General features: G+C 67.1%; 22 protein-coding genes and 1 tRNA gene. 14 read left to right on the forward strand and 9 right to left on the reverse strand.

The genetic code is table 11. The annotated features are described in order from the left end of the window. The first annotated feature begins 96 nt into the window (after positions 1 to 96). The 4 genes from NP80_RS22325 (at position 97) to NP80_RS22340 (ending at position 3,854) form a co-directional block, all read left to right on the forward strand. Positions 97 to 1,164, forward strand: a complete 1,068-nt coding sequence (locus NP80_RS22325) for a porin (RefSeq protein WP_232356640.1) — start codon at positions 97 to 99, stop codon at positions 1,162 to 1,164. A 20-nt stretch (positions 1,165 to 1,184) separates the two neighbouring features. Next, entirely contained in the window at positions 1,185 to 2,387 is a 1,203-nt protein-coding gene (locus NP80_RS22330; protein ID WP_045594155.1) for an MFS transporter, read from the forward strand. Positions 2,388 to 2,399: 12 nt separating this feature from the next. Next, positions 2,400 to 3,521 carry a class II histone deacetylase gene (locus NP80_RS22335; protein WP_006410237.1) on the forward strand — a complete coding sequence of 374 codons (1,122 nt, stop codon included), beginning with the start codon at positions 2,400 to 2,402 and terminating at the stop codon, positions 3,519 to 3,521. 102 nt (positions 3,522 to 3,623) lie between these two features. Continuing rightward, the gene (locus NP80_RS22340; RefSeq protein ID WP_006402226.1) at positions 3,624 to 3,854 is read left to right on the forward strand and encodes a hypothetical protein; all 231 of its coding nucleotides are present in this window, start codon (positions 3,624 to 3,626) and stop codon (positions 3,852 to 3,854) included. 103 nt (positions 3,855 to 3,957) lie between these two features. Here the strand turns inward: NP80_RS22340 and NP80_RS22345 are convergent. Continuing rightward, positions 3,958 to 4,044 (reverse strand) — tRNA-Leu (locus NP80_RS22345). 230 nt (positions 4,045 to 4,274) lie between these two features. Between NP80_RS22345 and hpnD the strand changes: the two genes are divergently transcribed. Further along, positions 4,275 to 5,108: a presqualene diphosphate synthase HpnD gene (gene hpnD / locus NP80_RS22350; protein WP_006408382.1), complete on the forward strand. Its 834-nt coding sequence runs from the start codon at positions 4,275 to 4,277 to the stop codon at positions 5,106 to 5,108. 16 nt (positions 5,109 to 5,124) lie between these two features. Here the strand turns inward: hpnD and NP80_RS22355 are convergent, their stop codons facing one another. From NP80_RS22355 to NP80_RS22365, 3 genes are all read right to left on the reverse strand, one after another. Continuing rightward, the gene (locus NP80_RS22355) at positions 5,125 to 6,336 is read right to left on the reverse strand and encodes a DUF1501 domain-containing protein (protein ID WP_006408381.1); all 1,212 of its coding nucleotides are present in this window, start codon (positions 6,334 to 6,336) and stop codon (positions 5,125 to 5,127) included. Positions 6,337 to 6,397: 61 nt separating this feature from the next. Beyond that, the gene (locus tag NP80_RS22360; RefSeq protein ID WP_006410240.1) at positions 6,398 to 7,885 is read right to left on the reverse strand and encodes a DUF1800 domain-containing protein; all 1,488 of its coding nucleotides are present in this window, start codon (positions 7,883 to 7,885) and stop codon (positions 6,398 to 6,400) included. 122 nt (positions 7,886 to 8,007) lie between these two features. Further along, positions 8,008 to 8,286, reverse strand: coding sequence for a hypothetical protein (locus NP80_RS22365; protein ID WP_035946893.1), 279 nt, complete (start codon positions 8,284 to 8,286; stop codon positions 8,008 to 8,010). A gap of 257 nt (positions 8,287 to 8,543) precedes the next feature. On the opposite strand from NP80_RS22365, the gene ompR reads away from it, so the two are divergent. The 4 genes from ompR (at position 8,544) to NP80_RS22385 (ending at position 12,022) form a co-directional block, all read left to right on the forward strand. Then, complete coding sequence (gene ompR / locus NP80_RS22370) at positions 8,544 to 9,278, forward strand: osmolarity response regulator transcription factor OmpR (RefSeq protein ID WP_004192636.1); 735 nt, start codon at positions 8,544 to 8,546, stop codon at positions 9,276 to 9,278. A gap of 40 nt (positions 9,279 to 9,318) precedes the next feature. Beyond that, positions 9,319 to 10,680 (forward strand): ATP-binding protein, encoded by a 1,362-nt coding sequence (locus NP80_RS22375; RefSeq protein WP_006408378.1) that lies wholly within the window; start codon positions 9,319 to 9,321, stop codon positions 10,678 to 10,680. 188 nt (positions 10,681 to 10,868) lie between these two features. Continuing rightward, on the forward strand, positions 10,869 to 11,417 hold the full coding sequence (locus NP80_RS22380; RefSeq protein WP_004192241.1) for a peroxiredoxin: 549 nt from the start codon (positions 10,869 to 10,871) through the stop codon (positions 11,415 to 11,417). Positions 11,418 to 11,494: 77 nt separating this feature from the next. Continuing rightward, positions 11,495 to 12,022 (forward strand): carboxymuconolactone decarboxylase family protein, encoded by a 528-nt coding sequence (locus NP80_RS22385; protein ID WP_006402220.1) that lies wholly within the window; start codon positions 11,495 to 11,497, stop codon positions 12,020 to 12,022. Between the two features lie 125 nt (positions 12,023 to 12,147). Here NP80_RS22385 and ispF read toward each other — a convergent pair whose 3' ends face one another. Together ispF and ispD are read right to left on the reverse strand one after the other, a co-directional pair. Beyond that, positions 12,148 to 12,633, reverse strand: coding sequence for a 2-C-methyl-D-erythritol 2,4-cyclodiphosphate synthase (ispF, locus tag NP80_RS22390; RefSeq protein ID WP_006408377.1), 486 nt, complete (start codon positions 12,631 to 12,633; stop codon positions 12,148 to 12,150). Positions 12,634 to 12,662: 29 nt separating this feature from the next. Next, a complete protein-coding gene (ispD, locus tag NP80_RS22395; protein WP_006402218.1) occupies positions 12,663 to 13,373 on the reverse strand; it encodes a 2-C-methyl-D-erythritol 4-phosphate cytidylyltransferase in 711 nt (236 codons plus the stop codon). A gap of 19 nt (positions 13,374 to 13,392) precedes the next feature. On the opposite strand from ispD, the gene mfd reads away from it, so the two are divergent. The 4 genes from mfd (at position 13,393) to NP80_RS22415 (ending at position 20,038) form a co-directional block, all read left to right on the forward strand. Then, complete coding sequence (gene mfd, locus NP80_RS22400) at positions 13,393 to 16,950, forward strand: transcription-repair coupling factor (protein WP_088923238.1); 3,558 nt, start codon at positions 13,393 to 13,395, stop codon at positions 16,948 to 16,950. 175 nt (positions 16,951 to 17,125) lie between these two features. Beyond that, a complete protein-coding gene (argE, locus tag NP80_RS22405; protein WP_006408374.1) occupies positions 17,126 to 18,346 on the forward strand; it encodes an acetylornithine deacetylase in 1,221 nt (406 codons plus the stop codon). Between the two features lie 61 nt (positions 18,347 to 18,407). Beyond that, on the forward strand, positions 18,408 to 19,427 hold the full coding sequence (locus NP80_RS22410) for a pyridoxal-phosphate dependent enzyme (protein ID WP_006410233.1): 1,020 nt from the start codon (positions 18,408 to 18,410) through the stop codon (positions 19,425 to 19,427). 134 nt (positions 19,428 to 19,561) lie between these two features. Next, positions 19,562 to 20,038 (forward strand): DUF3574 domain-containing protein, encoded by a 477-nt coding sequence (locus NP80_RS22415; protein WP_006410235.1) that lies wholly within the window; start codon positions 19,562 to 19,564, stop codon positions 20,036 to 20,038. Positions 20,039 to 20,168: 130 nt separating this feature from the next. On the opposite strand, the gene NP80_RS31065 is transcribed toward NP80_RS22415, so the two are convergent. From NP80_RS31065 to NP80_RS22420, 3 genes are all read right to left on the reverse strand, one after another. Further along, positions 20,169 to 20,570, reverse strand: a complete 402-nt coding sequence (locus NP80_RS31065; RefSeq protein ID WP_125902814.1) for a hypothetical protein — start codon at positions 20,568 to 20,570, stop codon at positions 20,169 to 20,171. 17 nt (positions 20,571 to 20,587) lie between these two features. Continuing rightward, positions 20,588 to 20,995, reverse strand: a complete 408-nt coding sequence (locus NP80_RS31070; RefSeq protein WP_125902815.1) for a hypothetical protein — start codon at positions 20,993 to 20,995, stop codon at positions 20,588 to 20,590. Positions 20,996 to 21,206: 211 nt separating this feature from the next. Next, complete coding sequence (locus NP80_RS22420; RefSeq protein ID WP_006407655.1) at positions 21,207 to 23,720, reverse strand: penicillin-binding protein 1A; 2,514 nt, start codon at positions 23,718 to 23,720, stop codon at positions 21,207 to 21,209. 439 nt (positions 23,721 to 24,159) lie between these two features. On the opposite strand from NP80_RS22420, the gene NP80_RS22425 reads away from it, so the two are divergent. Next, positions 24,160 to 24,840 carry a PspA/IM30 family protein gene (locus tag NP80_RS22425; RefSeq protein WP_006402210.1) on the forward strand — a complete coding sequence of 227 codons (681 nt, stop codon included), beginning with the start codon at positions 24,160 to 24,162 and terminating at the stop codon, positions 24,838 to 24,840. Positions 24,841 to 24,917: the final 77 nt, after the last annotated feature.

Genomic DNA, 24,917 nt, shown 5'->3' on the forward strand with positions numbered 1-24,917 from the left:
GCGCGGCGCACCGCGGGTTTTCCGCAACCTCCATCTGAACGGCTGTTCGGCGCCTTTGCGGCCGCCGACACTGCGTCGCGATTCCCCACGACCACGATGCGCCCGCATGGAGAACCCCACGTGATTACATCGCGCTTCATCCGCACGGCAGCCGCCGCGACCGTCGCCGCATGCGGCGCGGCCGCACACGCGCAGTCGACGCTCACGCTGTACGGCGCGCTCGACGTCGGCGTGCAGTACATGACGCATGCCGACGCCCATCGCTCGGCCGTGCAGTTGCAGAACTACGGAATCGTGCCGTCGCAGATCGGCATCAAAGGCAGCGAGCCGCTCGGCGGCGGCTGGCGCGCGCTGTTCAAGCTCGAACAGGGCATCAACGTGAACGACGGCACGGCGACCGTGCCCGGCCTCGCGTTCTTTCGCGGCGCGTACGTCGGCATCGCGGGGCCCATCGGCACCGTCACGCTCGGTCGGCAGTTCAGCGTGCTGTTCGACAAGACGCTGTTCTACGACCCGCTCTGGTATGCGTCGTACAGCGGACAAGGCGTCATCGTGCCGATGTCCGCGAACTTCATCGACCGCTCGGTGAAGTATCAGTCGCCGACGTTCGCCGGCTTCGATGTCGAGGCGCTCATCGCGACGGCCGGCATCGCGGGCAATACGCGCGCCGGTCGCGTGCTCGAGCTCGGCGGCCAGTACGCGAGCAACGGACTGTCGGTCGGCGCGGTGCTGCATCAGTCGCACGGCGACATATCGGCGACGGACGACGCATCGGGCCGACGACGCGAACTCGGCACGCTCGCCGCGCGCTATGCGTTCGCCGCGCTGCCGCTGACCGTTTATGCGGGCGTCGAGCGCCGGACCGGCGACCTCGATGCGGCGCGCACGATCGTCTGGGGCGGCGCGCGCTATCTGACGACGGGCGGCATCGGCCTCAATGCGGGCATCTATCACACCGATTCGCGCACGCCGGCGATCGGTCATCCGACGCTGTTCATCGCGAGCACGACGTACGCGCTGTCCAAACGCACGGTCGCGTACGTGAACCTCGGCTACGCGCGCAACGGCAACCGGAGTTCGCAAACCGTCTACGAATACGACCCGACACCGCTCGCCGGCGCATCGCAGTTCGGCGCGATGGTCGGCATGTACCACCTGTTCTGAACCCACTGCGAGACGCCGCGATGAAGCCCCTTGCCTCCGATACCGTGCGCGCATCCGATGCGCACGCCGCCCCGTTCGCCCGCGCGACGCTCGTCGCACTCGTCGTGTTCGCCGCGATCACGCCGCTGCTGCTGCTCGTCGCGCCGGCCGTCGCCGCTCAACTCGCCGTGCAGCTTCGCTTGTCCGCGTCCCAGATCGGCACGTACTTCTTCGTCGAACTCGGCGCGTTCAGCGCGGCGACCGTGCCGTCGTATCTGTGGCTCGGCCGCGTCGATGCGCGGCGTGTCGCGGCGTGCGCGATCGCGCTGTTCGGCGCGGGCAATCTGCTCACCGCGCTGTGGATGCCCGACTTCGCGACGCTGCTCGCACTGCGCGCCGCGACCGCACTCGGTGGCGGCACGCTGATGGTGCTCTGCATGACGAGCGCCGCGACGAGCGAGAACAGCGATCGCGTGTACGGGCTGTGGGTCGTCGGCCAGCTGATCGCCGGCGCGATCGGACTGTTCGTGCTGCCGCACGTGTTCGTCGCGTTCGGCTTGCGTGCGCTCTACTTCGCGCTCGCGGCACTGGCGCTGGCCGCGGCGCCGCTGTCGCGCGGCTTTGCGCGCTCGACCGGCATGCACGTCGCGCGACACGCACGCGGCGCCGCGCTCGGGATGCCGGCCGGCTGCGGCGCGCTCGCGATCGGCGCGGTGCTCGCGTTCTATCTCGCGATCGGCAGCGTGTGGACCTTCGCGAGCCGCGCCGCGGCCGACGCCGGGCTCGATTCGCAAGCGGCCGGCACCGTATTGGCGATCGCGAGCGTGATGGGGATCGCCGGTGCGGCGCTCGCGTCGTGCGCGGGCGGCCGCGTCGCGCGCCGCACGATGCTTTGGACCGGCTACGCGCTGCTCGCCGCGTCGCTCGTCGCGCTGGCCGCGCAGCCGCGCGCGGCCGGCTACAGCGCCGCGATCTTCACGTTCAAGTTCGCGTGGACGTTCGTACTGCCGTTCATCCTTGCGACTGTCGCGCAGATCGATACGTCGGGCCGCCTCGTCGCGACGCTCAACTTCGTGATCGGCGCGGGCCTCGCCGCCGGGCCGCTGCTCGCCGGGCTGATGCTCGATGCCGGCGGCACGATGCGCGCGCTATTCGTCGCCGCGACCGCGGTCGCCGCCGTGTCGTTCGCCGCGCTGCGCGGCATCGAACGGACGGCACGCCGCTCCGCTTCTTCCCAACCTTGACAGGTCATACCCATGAAACGCACCGCATTCTTCACCGACGAACGCACCTTCTGGCACACAGGCGGCACGCACGCGCTGTTCTTTCCGGTCGGCGGCTGGGTCCAGCCGCCGTCGGGTGCCGGCTATGCCGAATCGCCCGACTCGAAGCGCCGGCTGCTGTCGCTCGTGCACGCGTCGGGGCTCGCCGCGCAGCTCGACATGCGGGGCGCCGCGCCCGCCGCGCGCGAGGATCTGCTGCGCATCCACCCTGCCGGCTACCTCGATGCATTTCGGGCGCTCAGCGACGCGAACGGCGGCGACCTCGGCGATCTCGCGCCGTTCGGCAAGGGCAGCTATGAAATCGCCGCGCTATCGGCAGGGCTCGCGATCGCAGCGGTCGACGCGGTCGTCGACGAGCGCGCAGCGAATGCGTTCTCGCTGTCGCGGCCGCCCGGCCATCATTGCCTGCGCGACCGGCCGATGGGCTTCTGTCTGCTCGCGAACATCCCGATCGCGATCGAGGCCGCGCGCGCGAAGCACGGCATCGGCCGCGTGGCCGTAATCGACTGGGACGTGCATCACGGCAACGGCACGCAATCGATCTATTACGACGATCCGGACACGCTGACGATCTCGCTGCATCAAGACCGCTGCTTCCCGCCCGGCTACGGCGGCGCCGAGGATCGCGGCGCCGGTGCCGGCATCGGCGCGAACCTGAACGTGCCGCTGCTCGCCGGCAGCGGTGACGATGCGTACCGCCATGCGTTCGAGCGGATCGTGCTGCCGGCGCTCGAACGCTTCCGGCCCGAACTGATCGTCGTCGCGAGCGGGCTCGATGCGAGCGCGGTCGATCCGCTCGCCCGGATGCTGCTGCATACCGACAGCTACCGGTTCATGACGCGCGCCGTCAAGGAGGCCGCGCAGCGCCATTGCGGCGGCCGGCTCGTGATCGTGCACGAAGGCGGCTATTCGGAAGCGTACGTGCCGTTCTGCGGACTCGCGATCGTCGATGAGCTGGCCGGCGTCCGCACCGCGGTCGCCGATCCGATGCTCGAGCTCGCGGTTGCGCAACAGCCCGGCGAGCGGTTCCTCGCGTTTCAGCGCACGCTGATCGACGAACTGGCGGCATCGTTCGGCCTGCCGGCCATGCGATGACGGCAGCGGGCCGGCGTCGGTTCGCGGCCGGCCCTTGCGCGATCGGCGCGGATGCGGTCTCCTGTGCGTTTGATCAAACAGGCCCGAGGCCGTCTTCTTCCGATGAAATCCTCCCCGCGCGATAACGATGCCCAACGCAATGCGCGCCGCCAACCGTCGAAACTGGTTCTCAATATTGCCGCCGTGCTGGTCGGCCTCGTCACGTTCGCCGTGGGCGCGGGATGGGTGATTTATAGCTGGCTCGTCGACCGCGAAGTGCAGTATTTCGCGATTCCGCTGGTGTTCTCGGTGCCCGTGATCGTCGCCGTCGCGATCCGGAGTTTCTGGGATTAGCGGCGGCGGCGATCGCGAGCAAGATGCGCGGAAACGAAAAAGCGCTGCGGTCGGGGACCGGCAGCGCTTTTTTTCGGAATCGGGCCGTGCGGCACGTATTCGATGGTGCGTGAGGCCGGACTCGAACCGGCACACCCTTGCGGGCGTCAGGACCTAAACCTGGTGCGTCTACCAATTTCGCCACTCACGCGGATCCTTGCGTCGCCAGAGCGCGCGGGCACATCGTCTGCGCCCCGCACGTCGGGGTTTTCGGCCGGCGACACCGGCGCCCCGATCAGGCGAGCGCGAGATTCTACCCGATCTGCGCGGCGTTGTCTCGCTCGCCGGCACCGCGCGGTCGGCGGTGCTAGAATGCCGCGCTCGACGTGACGGCGGCACCGGCCGTGCGCGTCCGTCCCTGCCCCGACCCGAATCTGCCCCGTGAACTTCGACGATTACTGCCAGCAAAAGGCCGCCCCCGCGGGCTCCAGCGTCTACTACGCATTGCGTCAGGCGCCGGCCGCGGTCGAGCCGCGCCTGACCGCGCTGTTCGCGCTGCGCCGCGAACTCGAAGAAACCGTCAAGGAAATCAGCGACCCGACCGTCGGACACACGAAGCTCGCGTGGTGGCACAAGGAACTCGCGGCGCTCGCGAACGGCCAGCCGTCGCATCCGGTCACGCAGGCGCTCGCGCGGCACCATCCGTCGATCGCCGCCGAAGCCGACGCGCTGCGCACGCTCGTGAACGGCTACGGGATGGATCTCGAGCAGGCGCGCTATCTCGACTTTGCGAATCTGCAGCGCTACGTCGCGCAGGTGGGCGGCACGTTCGCCGCGCTCGTCGCGCGTGCGGCCGCCGCGCAACCGGGCGCCCCGCAGCCCTGGGCGGCCGACGTCGGCCGCGCACTGATGCTCGCGCAGTTCGTGCAGGAGCTCGGCAACGATGCGCGCCACGGCCGCATCTATCTGCCGATCGACGAACTGCAGCGCTACAACGTGACGGCGGCCGACCTGCTGAACCGGCGCTACAGCCCCGCGTTCACCGAATTGATGCAGTTCCAGACGGCCCGCGCGCGCGAAGCGCTCGACGCAGCCGACGCTGCGATTCCGGCCGCCGAACGCCGCGCGCAACGCACGTTGCGTGCGCAGGTCGCGCTCGCGCGCGCGCTGCTCGACGAAATCGAGCGCGACGGCTATCAGGTGCTGCATCAGCGCATCGCGCTGACGCCGATCCGCAAGCTGTGGATCGCCTGGCGCGCCGCGCGCCGTCGCTGACGCGGCGCGACCGGCATCACGCCTTCAGCAGCGGCAGCGTATCGAAGCGCTGCTGCAGCACGCTCGTCGCATCGAGGCCCCACCACGGGCCGAGCACGGTCGCATAAAGCTGACGAAAATCGACGGCGACCGGCAGATTGCCGTTGCCGTCCAGTCGCGCCAGCGCCGGCGGCGCGCCATACAGGCCGCCGATCACGCGACCGCCCATCACGAAGTGCGGCGCGGCCGTGCCGTGATCGGTGCCGTTGCTCTGGTTCTCGCGCACGCGCCGCCCGAACTCCGCGTAGGTCATCACGAGCGTCGTATCCCAGCGTCCGAGCTCGATCAGCGCGCCGCGCAGCGCCGTCATCCCTTCCGCGAACTGCTTGAGCAGCGCCGCATGCTGGCCCGGCTGATTCTGGTGCGTGTCGAAGCCGTTGAGCGTCAGCCGCAGCACCGCGACGCCGTCCTGCGTGCCGCGCCCGTTCGCATCGCACGCGGCCAGTACCTGCATCGCGGTCTTCACCGACGTGCCGAACGCGCCGCCCGGAAACGCCGTCGCGAACGCGCGCATGCCGCCGCGCGGACGCAGCCGGTCGGCGGCCTTCACGATATCGTTCTCGACATCGATCACGTGCGCGAGCGCCGGATTGCGTTCGCGCAGCGACGACGGTTCGGCGAGCCGCGCCGCGCGCACGAACTGCGCGGGATTGACGAGCGCGATCGCACGCGCGCCGTTCGCGAGCGGCCCCATCTCGGCGCTGCCGAGCACCACGCCGTCGGCCGCGAAGCCGGGCGGCACGGGCGCCTGCGCGAACGTGCGCGTGAGCCAGCCTTCGTGCAGATACTGGTCGGCGCGCGACGCGGTGTCCCAGATCTCGATCGAACGGAAATGCGACAGGTTCGGCTGCGGATAACCGACGCCCTGTACGATCGCGAGCTGCCCGTCGCGCCACAGCGGCATCAACGGCGCCAGCGACGGATGCAGGCCGGTCTGCGCGTCGAGCTGCAGCACCTGGTCGCGCTTGACGCCGATGCTGCGCCGATACTGGTAATAGAGCGGATCGGCGTACGGCACCACGGTGTTGAGCCCGTCGTTGCCGCCCTTCAGCTCGACGAGGATCAGCACGTTCTCATAGCGGGCCGCGAACGATTGCCCGGCAGCCGCCGCGCGCGACACCGAGGGCCATAGCGACACGCCCGCCGCGGCTGCGGCTCCGGTCAGCGTCAGAAAATCTCGTCGGTTCATCATGCATCCTTCGGCCTGCCGCGCGGCTTGCGCGCCGCAGCGGCAACGGCCCGTGTCGTCGTCATTTCAATTGATAGGCCGGGTCCATCAGCAGCGCCTGCAGATACGCGCTGCCTGTCGACGCCGTGTCGATCGCGGCGACCGGCGGCACCGGCAACACCGCATGCTGCAGTTGCAGCTCGGTCGACAGCCCGACGACCGCCTGCGGGCGCGCACGGTACTGCGCAAGCCAGCGCTCGAGATCGAAGCGCAGGCCGCCGCGCGCGGGCGACGCCGGCCACGCCGCCACACCGCTCGTCATCGCGGCGGCGACGGACGGCCCGGCGCGTGATGGCGCATTCGCCGCGACGCCCGCGCGCATGCCGGCCGTCTCGGTCGCGCGGAACAGCTGCTCGACGAACTGCTTGCGCGCGAGCAACGTCGTGCTGTTGATCCACATTGCGCCGCCGGGCCAGCCCTTCACGTTCGGCGGATAGAACAGGTTCTGGCCGAGCGTGCGCACGGTGTTCGCGAGCATCTGCGGATCGCCGTACGCGACGTCGAACATCCGCACCGACCCGACGACGAATTCGGCCGGCGACTTGACCAGCACGCCGCGGTTGCGCGGATCCCAGAACGCGTCGGTCGACCACAGCGCGGCGAGCGCTGCGCGGATGTCGTAGCCGCTCGCGCGAAAGCGGTCGGCGACGATCTCGAGCTCGCGCGCATCGGGCGCGTCGGACACGAACTCGCGCCACAGCTTCGCAGCGACGAAGCGCGCGGTCTCGCGCTGCTTCAGCAGGATGTCGAGAAACGCGTCGCCGTCGAACGGGCCGGTCTCGCCGAGTATCGTCTTGTCGCCGGCATCGTGCCAGTCGGTGCGCACGACGAAGCGCAGCGTGTCGGGATCGACGGTCCAGCCGGTCATCGCGCGCGCCGCTTCGGTCACGTCACGCTGCGTATAGTGCCCCTCGCCGAGCGTGAACAGCTCCATCACCTCGCGCGCAAAATTCTCGTTCGGCCGCCCGTTGCGATTACTCGCACCGTCGAGGTACTGCAGCATTGCCGGATCCTTCGCGACCGCATGCAGCAGCGTGCCGAAATTGCCGAGCGCCTCGCGGCGAAACAGCGCATTCTGCGCGGCCATCGTCTGCGGGTACGGCACCTTGTCCTGTCCCGACGTGAAGTGGCCATGCCAGAACAGCGTCATGCGCTCGGTGAGCGGCGACGGCGTCGCGACCATCTCGTCGACCCACGCGGCCCGTAATGCGTCGTAACGCCGATCGCGCAGCCGGCGCGCTTCGCGCCGCATGTCGGGCGTGAGCGCGCGGCGCAGCGCGCGCGGCGGAGGCGGCTCGTCGATCCAGTCGGGCCATGCGGTGACCGGCGTGCGCCGGACGTTGCCGAGCGTGTCGGCGACGAGCTGCGCGCGCGTCATGCCGACCGCCCACGCGACGTCCGCCGGTGCCGGCGAGAAGCCGGTGCGCGTGAGGAAGAACAACGCGTCGTCGGCATCGAGCGGCGTCTGCATCGCGGGCGACGATGCCGCGCCGGCTGTATTCGCTTCCATCGTGATCGGCTCCGGGAACGCACGCAGCGTGCGAATGCCGGTTCAACGGCACGCGTCGCCGCGGCGTTGACGGAGAAATTGCTACGGTGTATTTCCGCAGCGCGGCGCAGACGACGGCGCGCTCAGCGCTTGTACAGCTCGCGCACGGCGTCCTCGATGTGCTGACGCAACAGATGACGCTCTTCCGGCGTCATGTGGCCGTCGCGGCGGCGCTGCTCGAGATCGGGAGGCACGGCGGAACGGACGGACGGATCGGCGGCGCGATCGGGCTGCAGCGCCTTGCCGCGCGGCGCCTTGCGCGACCATGCGCCGTGCTCGGGGCGTTGCGCATACGCGAAGTTCGACGCATACGGACCGGCGAGCGCGATCGTCAGCATCAGTGCAATCCGGGCAGATCGCATGACCGTCCTCGCTTCTTTGGTCGATTTGTTCCCTTCGTCACGCGGCAACCGGCTACCTCTGGTACTAGAAAAACCCTGCGGAATTCGGGTGTGCAAAGATGAAAGATGGAGTGCAGCGAGTATCTACCGAATTTCGGCTTCGAGTAAAGGAATCTCTATAGCCTGCCTTTACTCCGCGCGACACCACGGGTAAATTTTGTAACTGACTGTAACGCGCCAAAATCCTCGACGGCGCGCCATTTCTCATTCGCGATAAGATGCCGCTCATGGAAACGAAAAACCCCTCCAAGATTCTCGTCGTCGACGACGACCCGCGCCTGCGCGATCTGCTGCGCCGCTATCTCGGCGAGCAAGGCTTCAACGTCTACGTCGCGGAGAACGCGACCGCCATGAACAAGCTCTGGGTGCGCGAGCGCTTCGACCTGCTCGTGCTCGACCTGATGCTGCCCGGCGAAGACGGCCTGTCGATCTGCCGCCGTCTGCGCGGCAGCAACGACCGCACGCCGATCATCATGCTGACGGCGAAAGGTGAAGACGTCGATCGCATCGTCGGCCTCGAGATGGGCGCCGACGACTACCTGCCGAAGCCGTTCAACCCGCGCGAGCTCGTCGCGCGCATTCACGCGGTGCTGCGCCGCCAGGCGCCGGCCGAGCTGCCGGGCGCGCCGTCGGAAACCACCGAGGTGTTCGAGTTCGGCGAGTTCTCGCTGAACCTCGCGACGCGCACGCTGACGAAATCCGGCCAGGAAATTCCGCTGACCACCGGCGAATTCTCGGTGCTGAAGGTGTTCGCGCGTCATCCGCGCCAGCCGCTGTCGCGCGAGAAGCTGATGGAGCTCGCACGCGGGCGCGAATACGAAGTGTTCGACCGCAGCCTCGACGTGCAGATCTCGCGTCTGCGCAAACTGATCGAGCCCGATCCGGGCAGCCCGCGCTTCATCCAGACCGTCTGGGGTCTCGGCTACGTGTTCATCCCGGACGGCGCCGCCTGATCGTCCTTCTTTCCGGTTTCGCCCGCTCACGGCCCGTCCCATGCGTATCGACCGGCGCCTTCTGCAGCTCGCGTTCGGCGGGCTGTTCTGGCGCACCTTCCTGCTGATCGCGCTGCTGATCTCGGTCAGTCTCGCCGCGTGGTTTCAGAGCTTTCGCGTGATCGAGCGCGAGCCGCGCGCGCAGCGCGTCGCGCTGCAGCTCGTCGCGATCGTGAAGCTCACGCGCACCGCGCTGCTCTACTCCGATCCCGATCTGCGCCGCGCGCTGCTGCAGGATCTCGAGAGCAACGAAGGCGTGCGCGTGTACCCGCGCGAGAAGACCGACAAGTTCCGGCTGCAGCCCGACGAATCGCTGAACCGGCTGATCGAACACGACATCCGCAGCCGCCTCGGCGACGATACCGTGATCGCACAGTCGGTCAACGACATTCCGGGCGTGTGGATCAGCTTCAAGATCGACGACGACGACTACTGGGTCGCGCTCGACCGCGATCAGCTCGATACGGTCACGGGCCTGCAGTGGGCCGGCTGGGGGCTGTTCGCGCTCGCGCTGTCGCTGTTCGGCTCCGCGTTCATCACGAGCCTCGTCAACCGGCCGTTCTCGCGGCTCGCGCTCGCCGCGCGCCAGGTCGGTTCGGGCCAGGCGCCCGAGCCGCTGCCCGAGCGCGGGATGGGCGTCGCGGCCGAAACCAACCGCAGCTTCAACCAGATGGTGCGCGACCTCGAGCAGCTCGAGGCCGACCGCGCGCTGATGCTCGCCGGCATTTCGCACGACCTGCGCACGCCGCTCGCGCGGCTGCGTCTCGAAACCGAAATGAGTCCGTCCGATCAGGCGACCAAGGACGCGATGGTCGACGACATCGAGCAGATGGACCGCATCATCGCCGCCTTCATCGACTACGCGCGGCCGACGCAGCGCAAGCCCGAGCCGGTCGATCTGTCGACGGTCGCGCAAGACGTGGCCGCGCGCGTGTCGAGCGAGGACGGCGTCGAGATCCGCCTGCGGCTCGCGCCGGCCGCGATCATCGAGGCCGACGAAACCGACATGCGCCGCGTGGTCGGCAACCTCGTCGAGAACGCGCGCAAATACGGGCAAAGCAAGCACGACGGCATCTCGCGGATCACGCTCGAGACGCGCGTGTCGCATGCGCGCGTCGAACTGTCGGTCAGCGACGAAGGCCCCGGCATTCCCGAAGATCAGCTGCCGCTCGTGATGCGGCCGTTCTACCGCGTCGACGCCGCACGCTCGAAGGCCGACGGCACCGGCCTCGGGATGGCGATCGTGCTGCGCCTCGTCGGCCGCTATCGCGGCACGCTGCGCCTGCGCAACCGCAGCCCGGAAGCGGGGCTGGAAGTCACGCTCGAATTCCCCGGCACCGGCAAATTGCGCGCGACCGCATGACGCGGGCGCGCACGTTTATTGCGCGTCACACTATCGCCGCGGTTGAGAAAATCTATGGGGAGTGTTAGTCAAAATCTATTGAATCGCTTCACTAATAGTGTTATAGTCTCCCCATGCTGTCACATGATCGTTGCAGCACCGAGGTAGCTTGACTCAGTCTTCTTCCCAACTCATACAGGAGTATCCGCATGAAAACCGTGGGCGATAAACTCGAAGCTTTCACCGTCGTAGCCGCGAAGCCGGGCTTCAACAATCACGAGGAAAACGGCCAGTCGGCGTTCGAGACCGTCACCGAAGCGTCGTTCCCGGGCAAGTGGAAGATCATCTACTTCTATCCGAAGGACTTCACGTTCGTGTGCCCGACGGAAATCGTCGAATTCGCAAAGCTCGCGAAGCAGTTCGAAGAGCGCGACGCCGTTCTGCTCGGCGGCAGCTCGGACAACGAATTCGTCAAGCTCGCATGGCGTCGTGAGCACAAGGACCTCGACAAGCTGAACCACTACTCGTTCGGCGACGTCAAGGGCGAACTGATCGACCAGCTCGGCGTGCGCGACAAGGAAGCCGGCGTCGCACTGCGCGCAACGTTCATCGTCGATCCCGACAACACGATCCAGCACGTTTCGGTGAACAACCTGAACGTCGGCCGCAGCCCGGAAGAAATCCTGCGCATTCTGGACGGCCTGCAAACGGACGAACTGTGCCCGTGCAACCGCGCAATCGGCGGCGCAACGCTGTAAGCGCATCGATGCACGAAAGCCCGCGGCGCGCGTCCTGCCTGCGGGCTTTTTTCACGGCCAACTCATAGGAGATATCAATGGAATTCATCGATTCGATTAAGGCACGTATTCCCGACTACGCGAAGGACATCCGTCTGAACCTCGACGGCACGATCTCGCGCTCGTCGCTCGAAGGCAACGATGCGGTCGGCGTCGCGCTGGCCGCGGCGGTCGCCGCGAAGAGCACGGTGCTCGTGAAGACGATCCGCGAAGCGAACGTGCTGTCGCCCGAAGAAACGCATGCCGCGCTGACCGCGGCCGCGCTTATGGGGATGAACAACACCTGGTATCCGTACGTCGAGATGGCCGACGACGCCGATCTGAAGACGCAGCGCGCCGAACTGCGCATGGGCGCCTATGCGTCGCACGGCGGTGTCGACAAGCGCAAGTTCGAGATGTACGCGCTCGCCGCATCGATCGTCGGCAAGTGCCACTTCTGCGTGAAGTCGCACTATGCGCTGCTGAAGAACGAGCAAGGCATGACCGTCACGCAGCTGCGCGACGTCGGCCGCATCGCGTCGGTGATCAACGCCGCCGCGCAGGTCATCGCCGCCGAAGGCGAATAAGCGATACCGCAGCGTCCGGCCTCGCCGGACGTGCGCCGCAAACGAAAATGCCACGCATCCGCGTGGCATTTCGCTTTTCCGGGCGCCGTGCAGCGCCGGCTGCCGCGCTGCGCGGCACGCCGTTGTCACGCGCCCTGCTTCACGAGCAACGCGGCCGCCTGCGCCTCGATTCCTTCGCCGCGACCGAGATAGCCGAGCTTCTCGTTGGTCTTCGCCTTCACGTTCACGCGTTCGAGCGGCAGCCCGAGATCGGCCGCGATGTTCGCGCGCATCGCTTCGATGTGCGGCGCGAGCTTCGGCGCCTGCGCGATGACCGTGCTGTCGACGTTCTGGATCGCGAAGCCGGCCGCCTTCACGCGCGCGACGCATTCGCGCAGCAGCACGCGGCTGTCGGCGCCCTTGAACGCGGCGTCGGTGTCGGAGAAATGACGGCCGATGTCGCCGAGCGCCGCCGCGCCGAACAGCGCGTCGGTGATCGCGTGCAGCAGTACGTCCGCGTCCGAGTGGCCGAGCAGGCCGCGCTCGTACGGAATCGACACGCCGCCGATGATGAGCGGGCGCCCCGCGACGAGCTGGTGCACGTCGTAGCCTTGTCCGATTCTGAAATCCATGCGTGTTCCGATTGAGGAGAAATTGACAATCACGAAGCGTTCGCGGCGCGCGCGAGAATTGCCTCCGCCAGCGCGAAATCTTCCGGATACGTGACCTTGAAGTTGCGCAGGCTGCCCTGCACGACGCGCGGCGTATGGCCGGACCATTCGATCGCGCTCGCCTCGTCGGTCAGGTCGTGCCCTTCGCGCTGCGCGCGCTGGATCGCGTCGCGCAGCATGCCGATGCGAAACATCTGCGGCGTCTGCGCCTGCCACAGTGCGTCGCGCGGCTCGGTGCGCGCGATCGCGTCGCCGCCGGCCGGCACGCGCTTGAGCGTATCGGCGACGGGCAGCGCGACGATGCCGCCGACCGGATCGTCCTTCAACGTCGCGACCAGCGTGCGGATCAGTTCCGGCGTGATGCCCGGGCGCGCGGCGTCGTGCACGAGCACCCAGTCGTGATCGGCCGCGCCGAATTCGGCAAGGCCGAGCAGCCCGTTGAGCACCGAGGCCTGCCGCGACGCGCCGCCGCAGCGGCGCACCGCGAAGCGCAGCCCCGCGAAGCGGCGCGCATCGAAGTGCGTGTCGTCGGGGGCGAGCACGACGAGCGTCTGCGCGAATTCGCTGCACGCGTCGAACGCGGCCAGCGTGTAGTGCAGCAGCGCGCGGCCGGCGAGCGTCCGGTATTGCTTCGGCACGGCCGAGCCGGAACGGCTGCCCGTGCCGGCGCAGGGAATCAGGGCGAAAAGTCGGGGAGTCACGAAGGAGAACGCCGGAAAGGTGAAATCGAGAAGCGGATTTTATAATAGGTCTTTCGTCTCGGCCGCCGCCTTGCCATGCGCGCGCGTCCGCCACCCTGCCGTCCCTATGCCAGACAACGCTTCCACCCCGTTCGCTTCGCCCGTTGCCCGCGTCAAGCCCGGCCAGCGGTTCGCCTTCGACGGCACGCACGGCTCCGCCGATGCGCTCGCCATCGCCCGCTACCTCGCCGACAACCGTGAACACGTGCCGCTGCTCGCCGTGATCTGCGCGAACGCGGTCGACGCGCAGCGTCTTTCGCAGGAAATCGGCTATTTCTCACCGGACGCGCGCGTGCGCTTGCTGCCGGACTGGGAAACGCTGCCGTACGACACGTTCTCGCCGCACCAGGATCTCGTGTCGGAGCGTCTCGCGACGCTGCACGATCTCGGCGAAGGCCGCTGCGACATCCTGCTCGTGCCGGCCACGACCGCGCTGTACCGGATGCCGCCCGCGTCGTTCATGGCCGCCTATACGTTCGCGTTCGCGCAGGGCGAGCGTCTCGACGAAGCGAAGCTGAAATCGCAGCTCACGCTCGCCGGCTACGAACACGTGAGCCAGGTCGTGCGGCCCGGCGAATACTGCGTGCGCGGCTCGCTGATCGACCTGTTCCCGATGGGCTCGCCGCTGCCGTACCGGATCGACCTGTTCGACGATCAGGTCGACTCGATCCGCGCGTTCGATCCCGACACGCAGCGCAGTCTCTACCCGGTGCGCGACGTGCGGCTGCTGCCGGGCCGCGAATTCCCGTTCGACGAAGCCGCGCGCACCGCGTTTCGCAGCCGCTGGCGCGAGACGTTCGAAGGCGACCCGAGCCGCGCGCCGATCTACAAGGACATCGGCAACGGCGTGCCGTCGGCCGGCATCGAGTATTACCTGCCGCTGTTCTTCGACGAAACCGCGACACTGTTCCACTATCTGCCGCAGAACGCGCATCTCGTGTTTGCCGGCGATCTCGACGCGGCGATCCGCCGCTTCACGGCCGATACCAGGCAGCGCTATGCGTTCCTGTCGCACGACCGCGAGCGGCCGATTCTCGAGCCGCAGCGGCTGTTCCTGTCGGACGACGATTTCTTCACGCTCGCCAAGCCGTTCGCGCGTCTCGTGCTGCCCGCGCAGCCGGCCGGCGGCTGGGCGACCGCGCTGCCCGAACTGACCGTCGACCGTCATGCCGACGATCCGCTCGCCGCGCTGCGTACCTTCGTCGAGACTTCCGGCAAACGCGTGCTGCTGACCGTCGAGTCGGCAGGCCGCCGCGAGACGATCCTGCAGCTGCTCGCCGAACATCGTCTGCGCCCCGCGTCGAACGATCATTTCGCCGGCTGGCTCGAGAGCGACGCGCGCTTCGCGCTCGGCGTCGCGCCGCTCGCGAACGGCTTCGCGGTGCCGGGCGAAGGCTATGCGATCGTCACCGAGACCGAGCTGTACGGCGCGCTCGGCCGTCGCGCGGGCCGCCGCCGGCAGGAACAGGCGAGCAACGTCGACGCGATGGTGCGCGACCTGTCCGAGCTGAAGGTCGGCGACCCGGTCGTCCATGCGCAGCACGGGATCGGCCGCTACATGGGCCTCGTGTCGATGGATCTCGGCGAAGGCGAAACCGAATTCCTGCATCTCGAATACGCGGGCGAAAGCAAGCTGTACGTGCCCGTCGCGCAACTGCACGTGATCTCGCGCTACAGCGGCGCCGATCCCGACAGCGCGCCGCTGCATGCGCTCGGCTCCGGCCAGTGGGAGCGCGCGAAGCGCAAGGCTGCGCAGCAGATCCGCGATACGGCGGCCGAACTGCTGAACCTCTACGCGCGCCGCGCGGCGCGCGAAGGCCATGCGTTCGCGCTTGATCCGCGCGACTACGTGAAGTTCGCGGAAAGCTTCGGCTTCGAGGAGACGCCCGACCAGGCCGCGGCGATCGCGGCCGTGATCGGCGACATGACGAGCGGCAAGCCGATGGACCGCCTCGTGTGCGGCGACGTCGGCTTCGGCAAGACCGAAGTCGCGCTGCGTGCGGCGTTCATCGCGGTGATGGGCGGCAAGCAGGTCGCGCTGCTGTCGCCGACCACGCTGCTCGCCGAGCAGCATACGCAGACCTTCGCCGATCGCTTCGCGGACTGGCCGGTGCGCATCGTCGAGCTGTCGCGCTTCAAGACGACCAAGGAAGTGAACGCGGCGATCGCGCAGATCAACGAAGGCAGCGTCGACATCGTGATCGGCACGCACAAGCTGCTGTCGTCGGACGTGCAGTTCAAGCGGCTCGGCCTCGTGATCATCGACGAGGAACACCGCTTCGGCGTGCGCCAGAAGGAAGCGCTGAAGGCGCTGCGCGCGGAAGTGGACGTGCTGACGCTGACCGCCACGCCGATTCCGCGCACGCTCGGGATGGCGCTCGAAGGGCTGCGCGATTTCTCGGTGATCGCGACCGCGCCGCAGAAGCGGCTCGCGATCAAGACCTTCGTTCGCCGCGAGGAAGAAAGCGTGATCCGCGAGGCGATGCTGCGCGAGCTCAAGCGCGGCGGCCAGGTGTACTTCCTGCACAACGAGGTCGAGACGATCGAGAACCGCAAGGCGATGCTCGAGGAACTCGTGCCCGAGGCGCGCATCGTGATCGCGCACGGCCAGATGCACGAGCGCGAGCTCGAGCGCGTGATGCGCGATTTCGTCGCGCAGCGTGCGAACGTGCTGCTGTGTACGACGATCATCGAAACCGGCATCGACGTGCCGAGCGCGAACACGATCATCATGCACCGCGCGGACAAGTTCGGTCTCGCGCAGCTGCACCAGCTGCGCGGCCGCGTCGGCCGCTCGCACCACCAGGCGTATGCGTACCTGCTCGTCCACGATCCGCAGGCGCTCACCAAACAGGCGCAGCGCCGGCTCGAGGCGATCCAGCAGATGGAGGAACTCGGTTCGGGCTTCTATCTGGCGATGCACGATCTCGAGATCCGCGGCACCGGCGAGGTGCTTGGCGACAAGCAGTCGGGCGAGATCCACGAGATCGGCTTCCAGCTCTATACGGAGATGCTCAACGATGCGGTGAAGGCGCTGAAGAACGGCAAGGAGCCCGACCTCACCGCGCCGCTCGCCGCGACGACCGAGATCAACCTGCATGCGCCCGCGATCCTGCCGGCCGACTACTGCGCGGACGTGCAGGAGCGGCTGTCGCTCTACAAGCGGCTCGCGAACTGCGAGCACGCCGATGCGATCGACGGCATTCAGGAAGAGCTGATCGACCGCTTCGGCAAGCTGCCGCCGCAGGCGCAGGCGCTCGTCGAAACGCATCGGCTGCGGCTCGCCGCGAAACCGCTCGGCATCGTGAAGATCGACGCGAGCGAAGCCGCGATCGGGCTGCAGTTCGTGCCGAATCCGCCGATCGATCCGATGCGGATCATCGAGATGGTGCAGAAGCATCGGCACATCAAGCTCGCGGGCCAGGACAAGCTGCGCATCGAAACGCGCTCGCCCGATCTCGCGATCCGCGTGTCGACGATCAAGGAGACGCTGCGCGCGCTCGGGCATCGGCAGGACGCGGCAAGCGCCGCACGTTGACGCGCAACGCGCGGCCCGCGCGCGACGGGCGACGGTGTGCGGCATGGTCCGCGCATCGGAGGCCCGTTTGCGGGCGGCGATACGGCGCGGCGATGCTGCACCGCACCGCGTGCGACGAAGGCGGGCCGGGGCGTTTTTGAGTATGATTTTCCCATTCATCTGACGGAGTTCTGCCATGTCCACTCTCGACGCGACGACCCAACCGGCCGCCGATTCACGCGATCACGCACTCGTGGGCCTGCCCTGGGTCAAGCAGCTGGTGTCGATGGACACGACGAGCCGCGTGCCGAACCTCGGGCTGATCGAGACCGTGCGTGACGCGCTCGCCGCGAAAGGCATCGCGTCGACGATCACGCGCGATGCGCGCGAAGGCTGGGCGAACCTGTTCGCGACCGTGCCCGCGCACGACGGCTCGACGAACGGCGGCATCGTGCTGTCCGGGCACACCGACGTCGTGCCCGTCGACGGCCAGCAATGGGACAGCGATCCGTTCGCGCCGGACGTGCGCGACGATCGCCTGTACGGCCGCGGCACCTGCGACATGAAGGGCTTCATCGGCACGGCGCTCGCGCTGCTGCCCGAGATGCAGGCGACCAAGCTCGCGAAGCCGATTCACTTCGCGCTGTCCTACGACGAAGAGATCGGCTGCGCCGGCGCGCCGCTGATGATCGCCGATCTCGTGAAGCGCGGCGTGCAGCCGTCGGGCTGCATCGTCGGCGAGCCCACGAGCATGCGTCCGATCATTGCGCACAAGGGCATCAACGCATACCGCTGCTGCGTGCGCGGCCATGCGGCGCATTCGTCGCTCACGCCCAAAGGGCTGAACGCGATCGAGTACGCGGCGCGCCTGATCTGCCATATCCGCGACATCGCCGATCGGTTCCGCGCGGAAGGCCCGTTCGATACGCTGTACGACGTGCCGTTCACGACCGCGCAGACGAGCACGATCCAGGGCGGCAACGCGATCAACACGGTGCCGGCCGAATGCCGATTCGACTTCGAGTTCCGCAACCTGCCGACGCTCGACCCCGAGCAGATCTTCGCGCGCATCGAAGCGTATGCGAACGAGACGCTGCTGCCGCAGATGCGTCGCGAGCATCCGAACGCGGCGATCGAGTTCTCGAAGATCGCGGCCGCGCCGGGGCTCGATGCGACCGAGCAGGCCGCGATCACGCAGCTCGTACGGGCGCTGACGGCCGACCAGGACAAGCGCAAGGTTGCGTACGGCACCGAAGCGGGCCTGTTCGAACGCGCGGGCATTCCGAGCGTCGTGTGCGGACCCGGCAACATCGAGCAGGCTCACAAGCCGAACGAATATGTCGAACTCGCGCAGCTCGCCGCCTGCGAGCAGTTCCTGCGCAAGTTCATCCGCAGCATGTCGGTCGACGCACACTGACCGCTCTCTCGCCCGCCGGCCCGTGTGCGCGGGCCGGTTCATCTCCGCCACACGCCACGCCATGTCGACTGAACCGCAGGGCCTCGTTCATACGACGATCGACGGCGAGCCGATTCCGACGCTCGACGAAATCGCCGCGCAGCATTTCGCGCTGACGCCGTGGGTCGCGCGCACGCCCGTGTTCGAGCGCGCCGATCTGCCGTCGCTCGAGGGCACGCACGTGAACTTCAAGTTCGAACTGCTGCAGGTGAGCGGCAGCTTCAAGGCGCGCGGCGCGTTCACGCACCTGCTCGCGCTCGACGACGCGCGCAAGAACGCGGGCGTCACCTGCGTATCGGCGGGCAACCATGCGGCGGCCGTCGCGTATGCGGCGATGCGGCTCGGCCACGGCGCGAAGGTCGTGATGTTCCATACCGCGAGCCCGACGCGCATCGCGCAATGCAAGCAGTACCGCGCCGAAGTCGTGCTCGCGGGCAGCGCATCGCAGGCATTCGAGATCGTGCGGCGGATCGAGGCCGAGGAAGGCCGCTTCTTTATCCATCCGTTCAACGGCTATCACACGATTCTCGGCACCGCGACACTCGGCTACGAATGGGCGACGCAGGCACCCGACCTCGACGCGGCGATCGTGCCGATCGGCGGCGGCGGGCTTGCGGCGGGCGCCGCGACCGCACTGCGTCTGGCGAATCCACACGTGCACGTGTACGGCGTCGAGCCCGAAGGCGCCGACGCGATGAGCCGCAGCTTCGCGGCCAATCACACGATCAAGATGAGCGCGATGCAGACGATCGCCGATTCGCTGATGGCCCCGCATACCGAGGAATACAGCTACCAGCTGTGCCGTCGTCATATCGACCGGATCGTCACGGTGTCCGACGACGCGCTGCGCGCGGCGATGCTGTTCCTGTTCGCGAACCTGAAGCTCGCGGTCGAGCCGGCGTGTGCGGCTGCACTCGCGGCGCTGCTCGGGCCGCTGCGCGAACCGCTGCAAGGCAAGCGCGTCGGCGTGCTGCTGTCGGGCACGAATACCGATCCGGCGACGCTCGGCATGCATCTCGCGCACGCGAAGCTGCAGCGCTGACGCGGGCGCGAGCGACCTAGGGTTATCCCCAGTTTGTGTTGACAGCCCTGTTGATAACTCGCCGAACAAGCCCGCAAGTGGTTGAACGGGCAGCGTTTTACGCGCGAGAAACGCGCTGGGCGCGAAATGGGCAGATGCGGTGTGCGCGGCTGCGCATGCGCGCTGCCGCGTGGCGACGACGCGCGCGGCTCGCGATCGGCGCCGCGGCAATCGCGCTCGTCGCCGGTTGCGCGGGCACGCCCTCGCCTGTCGCAGGCATAGCGGGCGCATGTACGCAGCCCGGCCAGCACGCAGCGCTGCAGGCCGATCTGCTGTTCGGTCGCGACATCGCGGGACGCGCGCCCGTCACCGATGCGGAGCGCGCGGCGTTCCTCGCGGATGTCATCACACCGCGATTTCGCGACGGCTTTACGTATTGGGACACGCACGGACAGTGGCGCGATCACGCGAGCGGGCGGATCACGCAGGAGGCAAGCTTCGTCGTGCGTATCGTCGCCGACGATACGCCGGACACGCGCACGCGGCTCGATGCGATCCGCGATGCGTATGCGCAACGGTTTCAGCAGGAATCGGTGGGTATTACGCTCGTGCCCGTTTGTGCGTCGTTCTGATCTTCGGGGAATTCTTGGGCGGCGCTTGTCGACTCGGAAGCGACGTTCATCATCGCCGAAAGCGGACCTTGCCGGGGTGCAGACCTGCGGTCCAGAATCGGCGTTGATCGAGGTCAGCCGCGATCTACGTTTAGATGAGCGTGGCACCGCGGAAAACGTTATAGGGCGCGGATTCGAGGTTCAAGCGTTCAGGGATTGGCAGTCCGTTGCAGCAGTAGTCGATTTCAACATAACTCAAATGGCCTGAATTATCGGCAAACAAAAGGATTTCAAGCGACCGCAACCCTTCAGAGCCACTGTGATCGCGGAAGTCTGCTTCAAACACTAGACCGTAACCGTGTCCGCTAGTTGCTATTCTAGGCACCTCGTCGGGGGTGGTCATTGACAGTGCGAAACTGTTGCACCCGCATTCACAAAACTCAACGATTTTGGCGTTCGCAAATTGGGCTGCTAGCGCATTGGCATTGGGAAATTGGCAGCGTTCAAGAATGAACGCAATCCAATAAGCTGCCCGGTCTTTGTCGTTTCGCATATTGGGGCCCGGGTCTCTCAGGTAGGTTGCGGCTTGCGAGCACAAAAACCCCAATCTGTGGGCGAAAAAAACGAGAACCCTAGCTCGACGAGCGCGGACCGTAGTCGCTCGGTAAGCGTTATCCCATAGACCTCCAGGATCGAATAACCCGGATCGTACGAGTGACAATTGTGGTGTTCGTCGACAGCATTGAGGATTGCATCGCACCAGCTTTCTTGATCCACACCATATTGAATGAACGTGGTAGCGCCGCCTTCCATGTTGAGCCTGGATGGGTTCGGCGATGCTCTCCAGATTTGCTCGGCAACAACAACATTCGCGGGAGTAGCAACAACCCATGTGTGTCGTACTTTCGCGGCCACTTCTTGGATACGAGCGCCGAAATCAGGGTCTACGATGAGTGCGACCGTGTTGTTCGTCGGCATCCGTCCTCTCCCGTTGCTCGCAACTATCCCATGAGGAACAGGCAGGTTGAAAGAATCCGATGGCAATTGTCAACGATTCAGCTAGCAATGTCGAATGTCAGAAACCGGCCGAACTCCGCCATTGCCCCCCAGCGCTCCCCAAAAATCCGAAACAAACAAAAAAACGGGCGCCCGAAGGCGCCCGTCGCATGGATGAGGAACAGCGCACAGCTTACTTGCTCTCGAACATATCCATGATCTGCTGCTTCTCCTGCGGCGTGACCGGCGGCGGCGTGAGCCCTTCCGCCCCGGCCGAGCCGAGTGCATCGTTCGCGCTGATCGCGTTCGCCGCCGGATTGATGTCGACGCTCGCGACGAACCCGTTGCCCGGCGTGCGATCGGCGTAATACAGTTCGCCGTCGATCGTCGTCAGGCCGTCCGGCATCGGCATCTGCTGCTCGGGCACGCCGTTGAGCGCGGTACGCATGTAGTTCACCCAGATCGGCAGCGCGAGCTGCGCACCGAATTCGCGGCTGCCGAGGCTCTTCGGCTGATCGAAGCCCATCCACGCGACCGCGACGAGCGATTGCTGATAGCCGGCGAACCAGCCGTCCTTCGCGTCGTTCGTCGTACCGGTCTTGCCCTGCAGGTCGTTGCGGCCCAGCGCGTTGGTGCCTGCGCCGGTGCCGGCCGTCGCGACCGTATGCAGCAGGCTGTTCATCACGTAGGCGTTGCGGCCTTCGATCGTGCGCGGCGCCGTGCTGCCCGCGATCACAGGCTGCGACTTCTGCAGCGGCTGGCCGCGCGCGTCGTCGACTTCGGCGATCAGATACGGATCGACCTTGTAGCCGCCGTTCGCAAACACCGCATAGCCGGTCGCGAGCTGCAGCGGCGTCACGAGGCCGGCGCCGAGCGCCATCGGCAGATACGGCGGCGTCTTCTTCGGATCGAACCCGAAGCGCTGCGTCACGTACTCCTGCGCGTACTGTGTGCCGATCGACGCGAGAATCCGGATCGACACGAGGTTCTTCGAGCGCTGCAGACCGGTGCGCATCGTCATCGGGCCGTCGGGCTGATCGTCGTCCTTCGGTTCCCACGCGGTGCCGCCCGGCACGCTCGGCGGGAAGTACAGCGGCGCGTCGTTGATGATCGTCGCCGGCCCGAGCCCCTTGTCGAGCGACGCCGAATAGATGAACGGCTTGAACGACGAGCCCGGCTGGCGCCACGCCTGCGTCACGTGGTTGAACTTGCTCTTGTTGAAGTCGAAGCCGCCGACGAGCGAACGGATCGCACCGTCCTGCGGCGCGATCGCGACGAGCGCGCCTTCGACCTGCGGCAGCTGCACGATCTGCCAGCCGGTCTTCGCGTCCTTCAGCACACGCACGATCGAACCGGGCCGGATGCGCAGCGTGTTGTTCGCGCGCGCGCTCAGCGCGCCCGACACGAAGCGCAGCCCGGCCGCGCCGATGCGCGTCGTCGCGCCGCCGACGAACTGCACGTCGACCGCGTTCGGTGCGGCCGACAGCACGACCGCCGATTGCAGGTCGCCGTTGTCCGGGTGATCGGCGAGTGCGTCGTCGATCGCTTCGTCGCGCTCGTCGCCGGCCGGCGGCAGATTGATCGTGCCTTCCGGCCCGCGATAGCCGTGCCGGCGCTCGTAGTCGAGAATGCCGCGACGCACGGCCTGATACGCGGCCTCCTGGTCGGCCGAGTTGATCGTCGTCGTGACGGTCAGCCCACGCGTGTAGGTCTCATCCTTGTACTGCTGGTACATCATCTGCCGCACCATTTCGGCGACATATTCGCCGTGCACGGCGTACTGGTTGCCCGGCGTGCGCACATGGATCTCTTCCTTCACGGCCTGCTCGTACTGCGGCTGCGTGATGTAGCCGATCTCGAGCATCCGCTTCAGGATGTATTCCTGACGCACCTTCGCGCGCTTCGGATTGACGACCGGGTTGTACGCGGACGGCGCCTTCGGCAGCCCCGCCAGCATCGCGGCTTCCGCGAGCGTGATGTCCTTCAGGTCCTTGCCGAAGTACACGCGCGCGGCGGCCGCGAAGCCGTAGGCGCGCTGGCCCAGATAGATCTGGTTCATGTACAGCTCGAGAATCTGGTCCTTCGTCAGCGCCTTCTCGATCTTGTACGCGAGCAGCATCTCGTAGATCTTGCGCGTGTACGTCTTCTCGCTCGACAGGAAGAAGTTGCGCGCGACCTGCATCGTGATCGTGCTCGCGCCCTGCCGCGCACCGCCGTGCATCAGGTCGGCCACGCCCGCACGCAGGATGCCGACGAAGTCGACGCCGCCGTGCTCGTAGAAGCGGTAGTCCTCGATCGCGAGCACCGCCTTCTTCATCACGTCGGGAATGTCCTGGAAGCGCACGAGGCTGCGGCGCTCCTCGCCGAACTCGCCGATCAGCACGTGGTCGGCCGTGAAGACGCGCAGCGGCACCTTCGGCTGATAGTTGGTCAGCGCGTCGAGCGACGGCAGCTGCGGCGCCATCACGACGAGCGCGTAGCCGACGATCAGCGCACCGACGATCGCGATCGTCGCGAACAGTCCGACGAACCACAGCGCGATGCGTCCGCCGAACGAACGGCCGCCTCCGCCTGCACTGCGTGCGGCGTGGCGGTCGTCGCCGCGATCGTCGTCATCGGTGTAATAGGCGCCGGACGGCGCACGGCGCAGCGAGTAGTGAGGTTCGGTCCGGTCGGACGAGGAAGGCGGTCGTTTGATGATTGGCATGTCGGAATGGCGGGCTGCGTGGTGCCCTCGGACGCATGCGGAAAATGCAGGCGGATGAGTCGGAGTGGTATGTCGTGGCTACAGTCACGTCGACAGACCGCGCCATGCGTCGATCCGTTCCCGCGACGTGACAGCGCATTTTAATGAAATCGCCCGCGTGCCTTCGCGATTTTTTGTAAAAATTCCCGCACATCGGTATCGCGCCGCGCGTATCGGCGCGATCCTCGGCCTATCATGGACACGCGAACACGCCTGCATGCGCGCGTTTCTTTCAGTCGCGAAAGGTTTGGCGCAGGTGCGCACGATGCGCTTGAAGCCGCGCGTTTAAGCCGTATTTAAGTGAAGCGGTGGTGTAATATCCGCCGGCTCGCACGGGTCGCCAGCGGCACGCGGCGAGCGATGCCGCGACGCGCGGCGCCTTTCAACCACGGAGGATTTCATGTCGCTTTTCGACTCTATTTCGCGCACGATCAAGGGCCTGCTGAACGACGCGGCCGATTCGGTACAGGATCCGTCGCGCGACGCACGGCAGATCGTGCGGGAGCTCGACGACAGCATCGGCCGTGCCGAGAATTCGCTGATCGAGATCGAAGCGCAGGTCGCCACGCAGCGCAGCAAGCGCGACGCGGCCGACGACAAGGTGAAGAAGTACGAAGACGGCGCGAAGCGCGCACTGCAGGCCGGCGACGAAGCGCTCGCGCGCGAGGCGCTCGCCGCGCAGGTAAACGCGGAAGCCGAGCGCGATGCGCTCGCGGCCGAGCTCGCGACGCTCGAACCGTCGGTCGAAAAGCTGAAGGGGCAGATCGCCGACATGCGCCAGCGCCGCAACGATCTGAACGCGCGCTCGAACATCCTGCAGGCGAAGCAGGAAATCGCGCAGGCGAAGGACGTCGCCGCGAGCGCGCTCGGCGGCATTGGCGGCAAGAACCTGTCCGAAGACTTCCGCAAGCTCGAAGACAAGGTCGCGCTGCAGAACGCACGCTCGGACGCACGGCTGAATTCGGCCGACACGTCGAGCGGCAAGGCGCTCGACGACAAGCTCGCCGCCCTGAACAAGGGCCCGTCGGTCGAGGATCGCCTCGCGGCGCTGAAAAAGCAGATCGACACGCCCGCGCAGTAAACCGGCGCGCCGCGCGGCGCGTGTCGTGCGCCGCGCAGCGAACCGATCGTCAGGAGACGGGCCTATCGCGCCCGGTT

The sequence above is a fragment of the Burkholderia multivorans ATCC BAA-247 genome, from assembly GCF_000959525.1.
In the GTDB taxonomy this organism is placed as follows: domain Bacteria; phylum Pseudomonadota; class Gammaproteobacteria; order Burkholderiales; family Burkholderiaceae; genus Burkholderia; species Burkholderia multivorans.

What these genes read in the sequence shown, in the direction of transcription:
- NP80_RS22325 (WP_232356640.1), top strand. Translation starts at nt 97, where the DNA reads ATGCGCCCGCATGGAGAACCCCACGTGATTACATCGCGCTTCATCCGC.
- NP80_RS22330 (WP_045594155.1), top strand. Translation starts at nt 1,185, where the DNA reads ATGAAGCCCCTTGCCTCCGATACCGTGCGCGCATCCGATGCGCACGCC.
- NP80_RS22335 (WP_006410237.1), top strand. Translation starts at nt 2,400, where the DNA reads ATGAAACGCACCGCATTCTTCACCGACGAACGCACCTTCTGGCACACA.
- NP80_RS22340 (WP_006402226.1), top strand. Translation starts at nt 3,624, where the DNA reads ATGAAATCCTCCCCGCGCGATAACGATGCCCAACGCAATGCGCGCCGC.
- NP80_RS22355 (WP_006408381.1), bottom strand. Translation starts at nt 6,336, where the DNA reads ATGAACCGACGAGATTTTCTGACGCTGACCGGAGCCGCAGCCGCGGCG.
- NP80_RS22360 (WP_006410240.1), bottom strand. Translation starts at nt 7,885, where the DNA reads ATGGAAGCGAATACAGCCGGCGCGGCATCGTCGCCCGCGATGCAGACG.
- NP80_RS22365 (WP_035946893.1), bottom strand. Translation starts at nt 8,286, where the DNA reads ATGCGATCTGCCCGGATTGCACTGATGCTGACGATCGCGCTCGCCGGT.
- ompR (WP_004192636.1), top strand. Translation starts at nt 8,544, where the DNA reads ATGCCGCTCATGGAAACGAAAAACCCCTCCAAGATTCTCGTCGTCGAC.
- NP80_RS22375 (WP_006408378.1), top strand. Translation starts at nt 9,319, where the DNA reads ATGCGTATCGACCGGCGCCTTCTGCAGCTCGCGTTCGGCGGGCTGTTC.
- NP80_RS22380 (WP_004192241.1), top strand. Translation starts at nt 10,869, where the DNA reads ATGAAAACCGTGGGCGATAAACTCGAAGCTTTCACCGTCGTAGCCGCG.
- NP80_RS22385 (WP_006402220.1), top strand. Translation starts at nt 11,495, where the DNA reads ATGGAATTCATCGATTCGATTAAGGCACGTATTCCCGACTACGCGAAG.
- ispF (WP_006408377.1), bottom strand. Translation starts at nt 12,633, where the DNA reads ATGGATTTCAGAATCGGACAAGGCTACGACGTGCACCAGCTCGTCGCG.
- argE (WP_006408374.1), top strand. Translation starts at nt 17,126, where the DNA reads ATGTCCACTCTCGACGCGACGACCCAACCGGCCGCCGATTCACGCGAT.
- NP80_RS22410 (WP_006410233.1), top strand. Translation starts at nt 18,408, where the DNA reads ATGTCGACTGAACCGCAGGGCCTCGTTCATACGACGATCGACGGCGAG.
- NP80_RS22415 (WP_006410235.1), top strand. Translation starts at nt 19,562, where the DNA reads ATGCGGTGTGCGCGGCTGCGCATGCGCGCTGCCGCGTGGCGACGACGC.
- NP80_RS31065 (WP_125902814.1), bottom strand. Translation starts at nt 20,570, where the DNA reads ATGCGAAACGACAAAGACCGGGCAGCTTATTGGATTGCGTTCATTCTT.
- NP80_RS31070 (WP_125902815.1), bottom strand. Translation starts at nt 20,995, where the DNA reads ATGCCGACGAACAACACGGTCGCACTCATCGTAGACCCTGATTTCGGC.
- NP80_RS22420 (WP_006407655.1), bottom strand. Translation starts at nt 23,720, where the DNA reads ATGCCAATCATCAAACGACCGCCTTCCTCGTCCGACCGGACCGAACCT.
- NP80_RS22425 (WP_006402210.1), top strand. Translation starts at nt 24,160, where the DNA reads ATGTCGCTTTTCGACTCTATTTCGCGCACGATCAAGGGCCTGCTGAAC.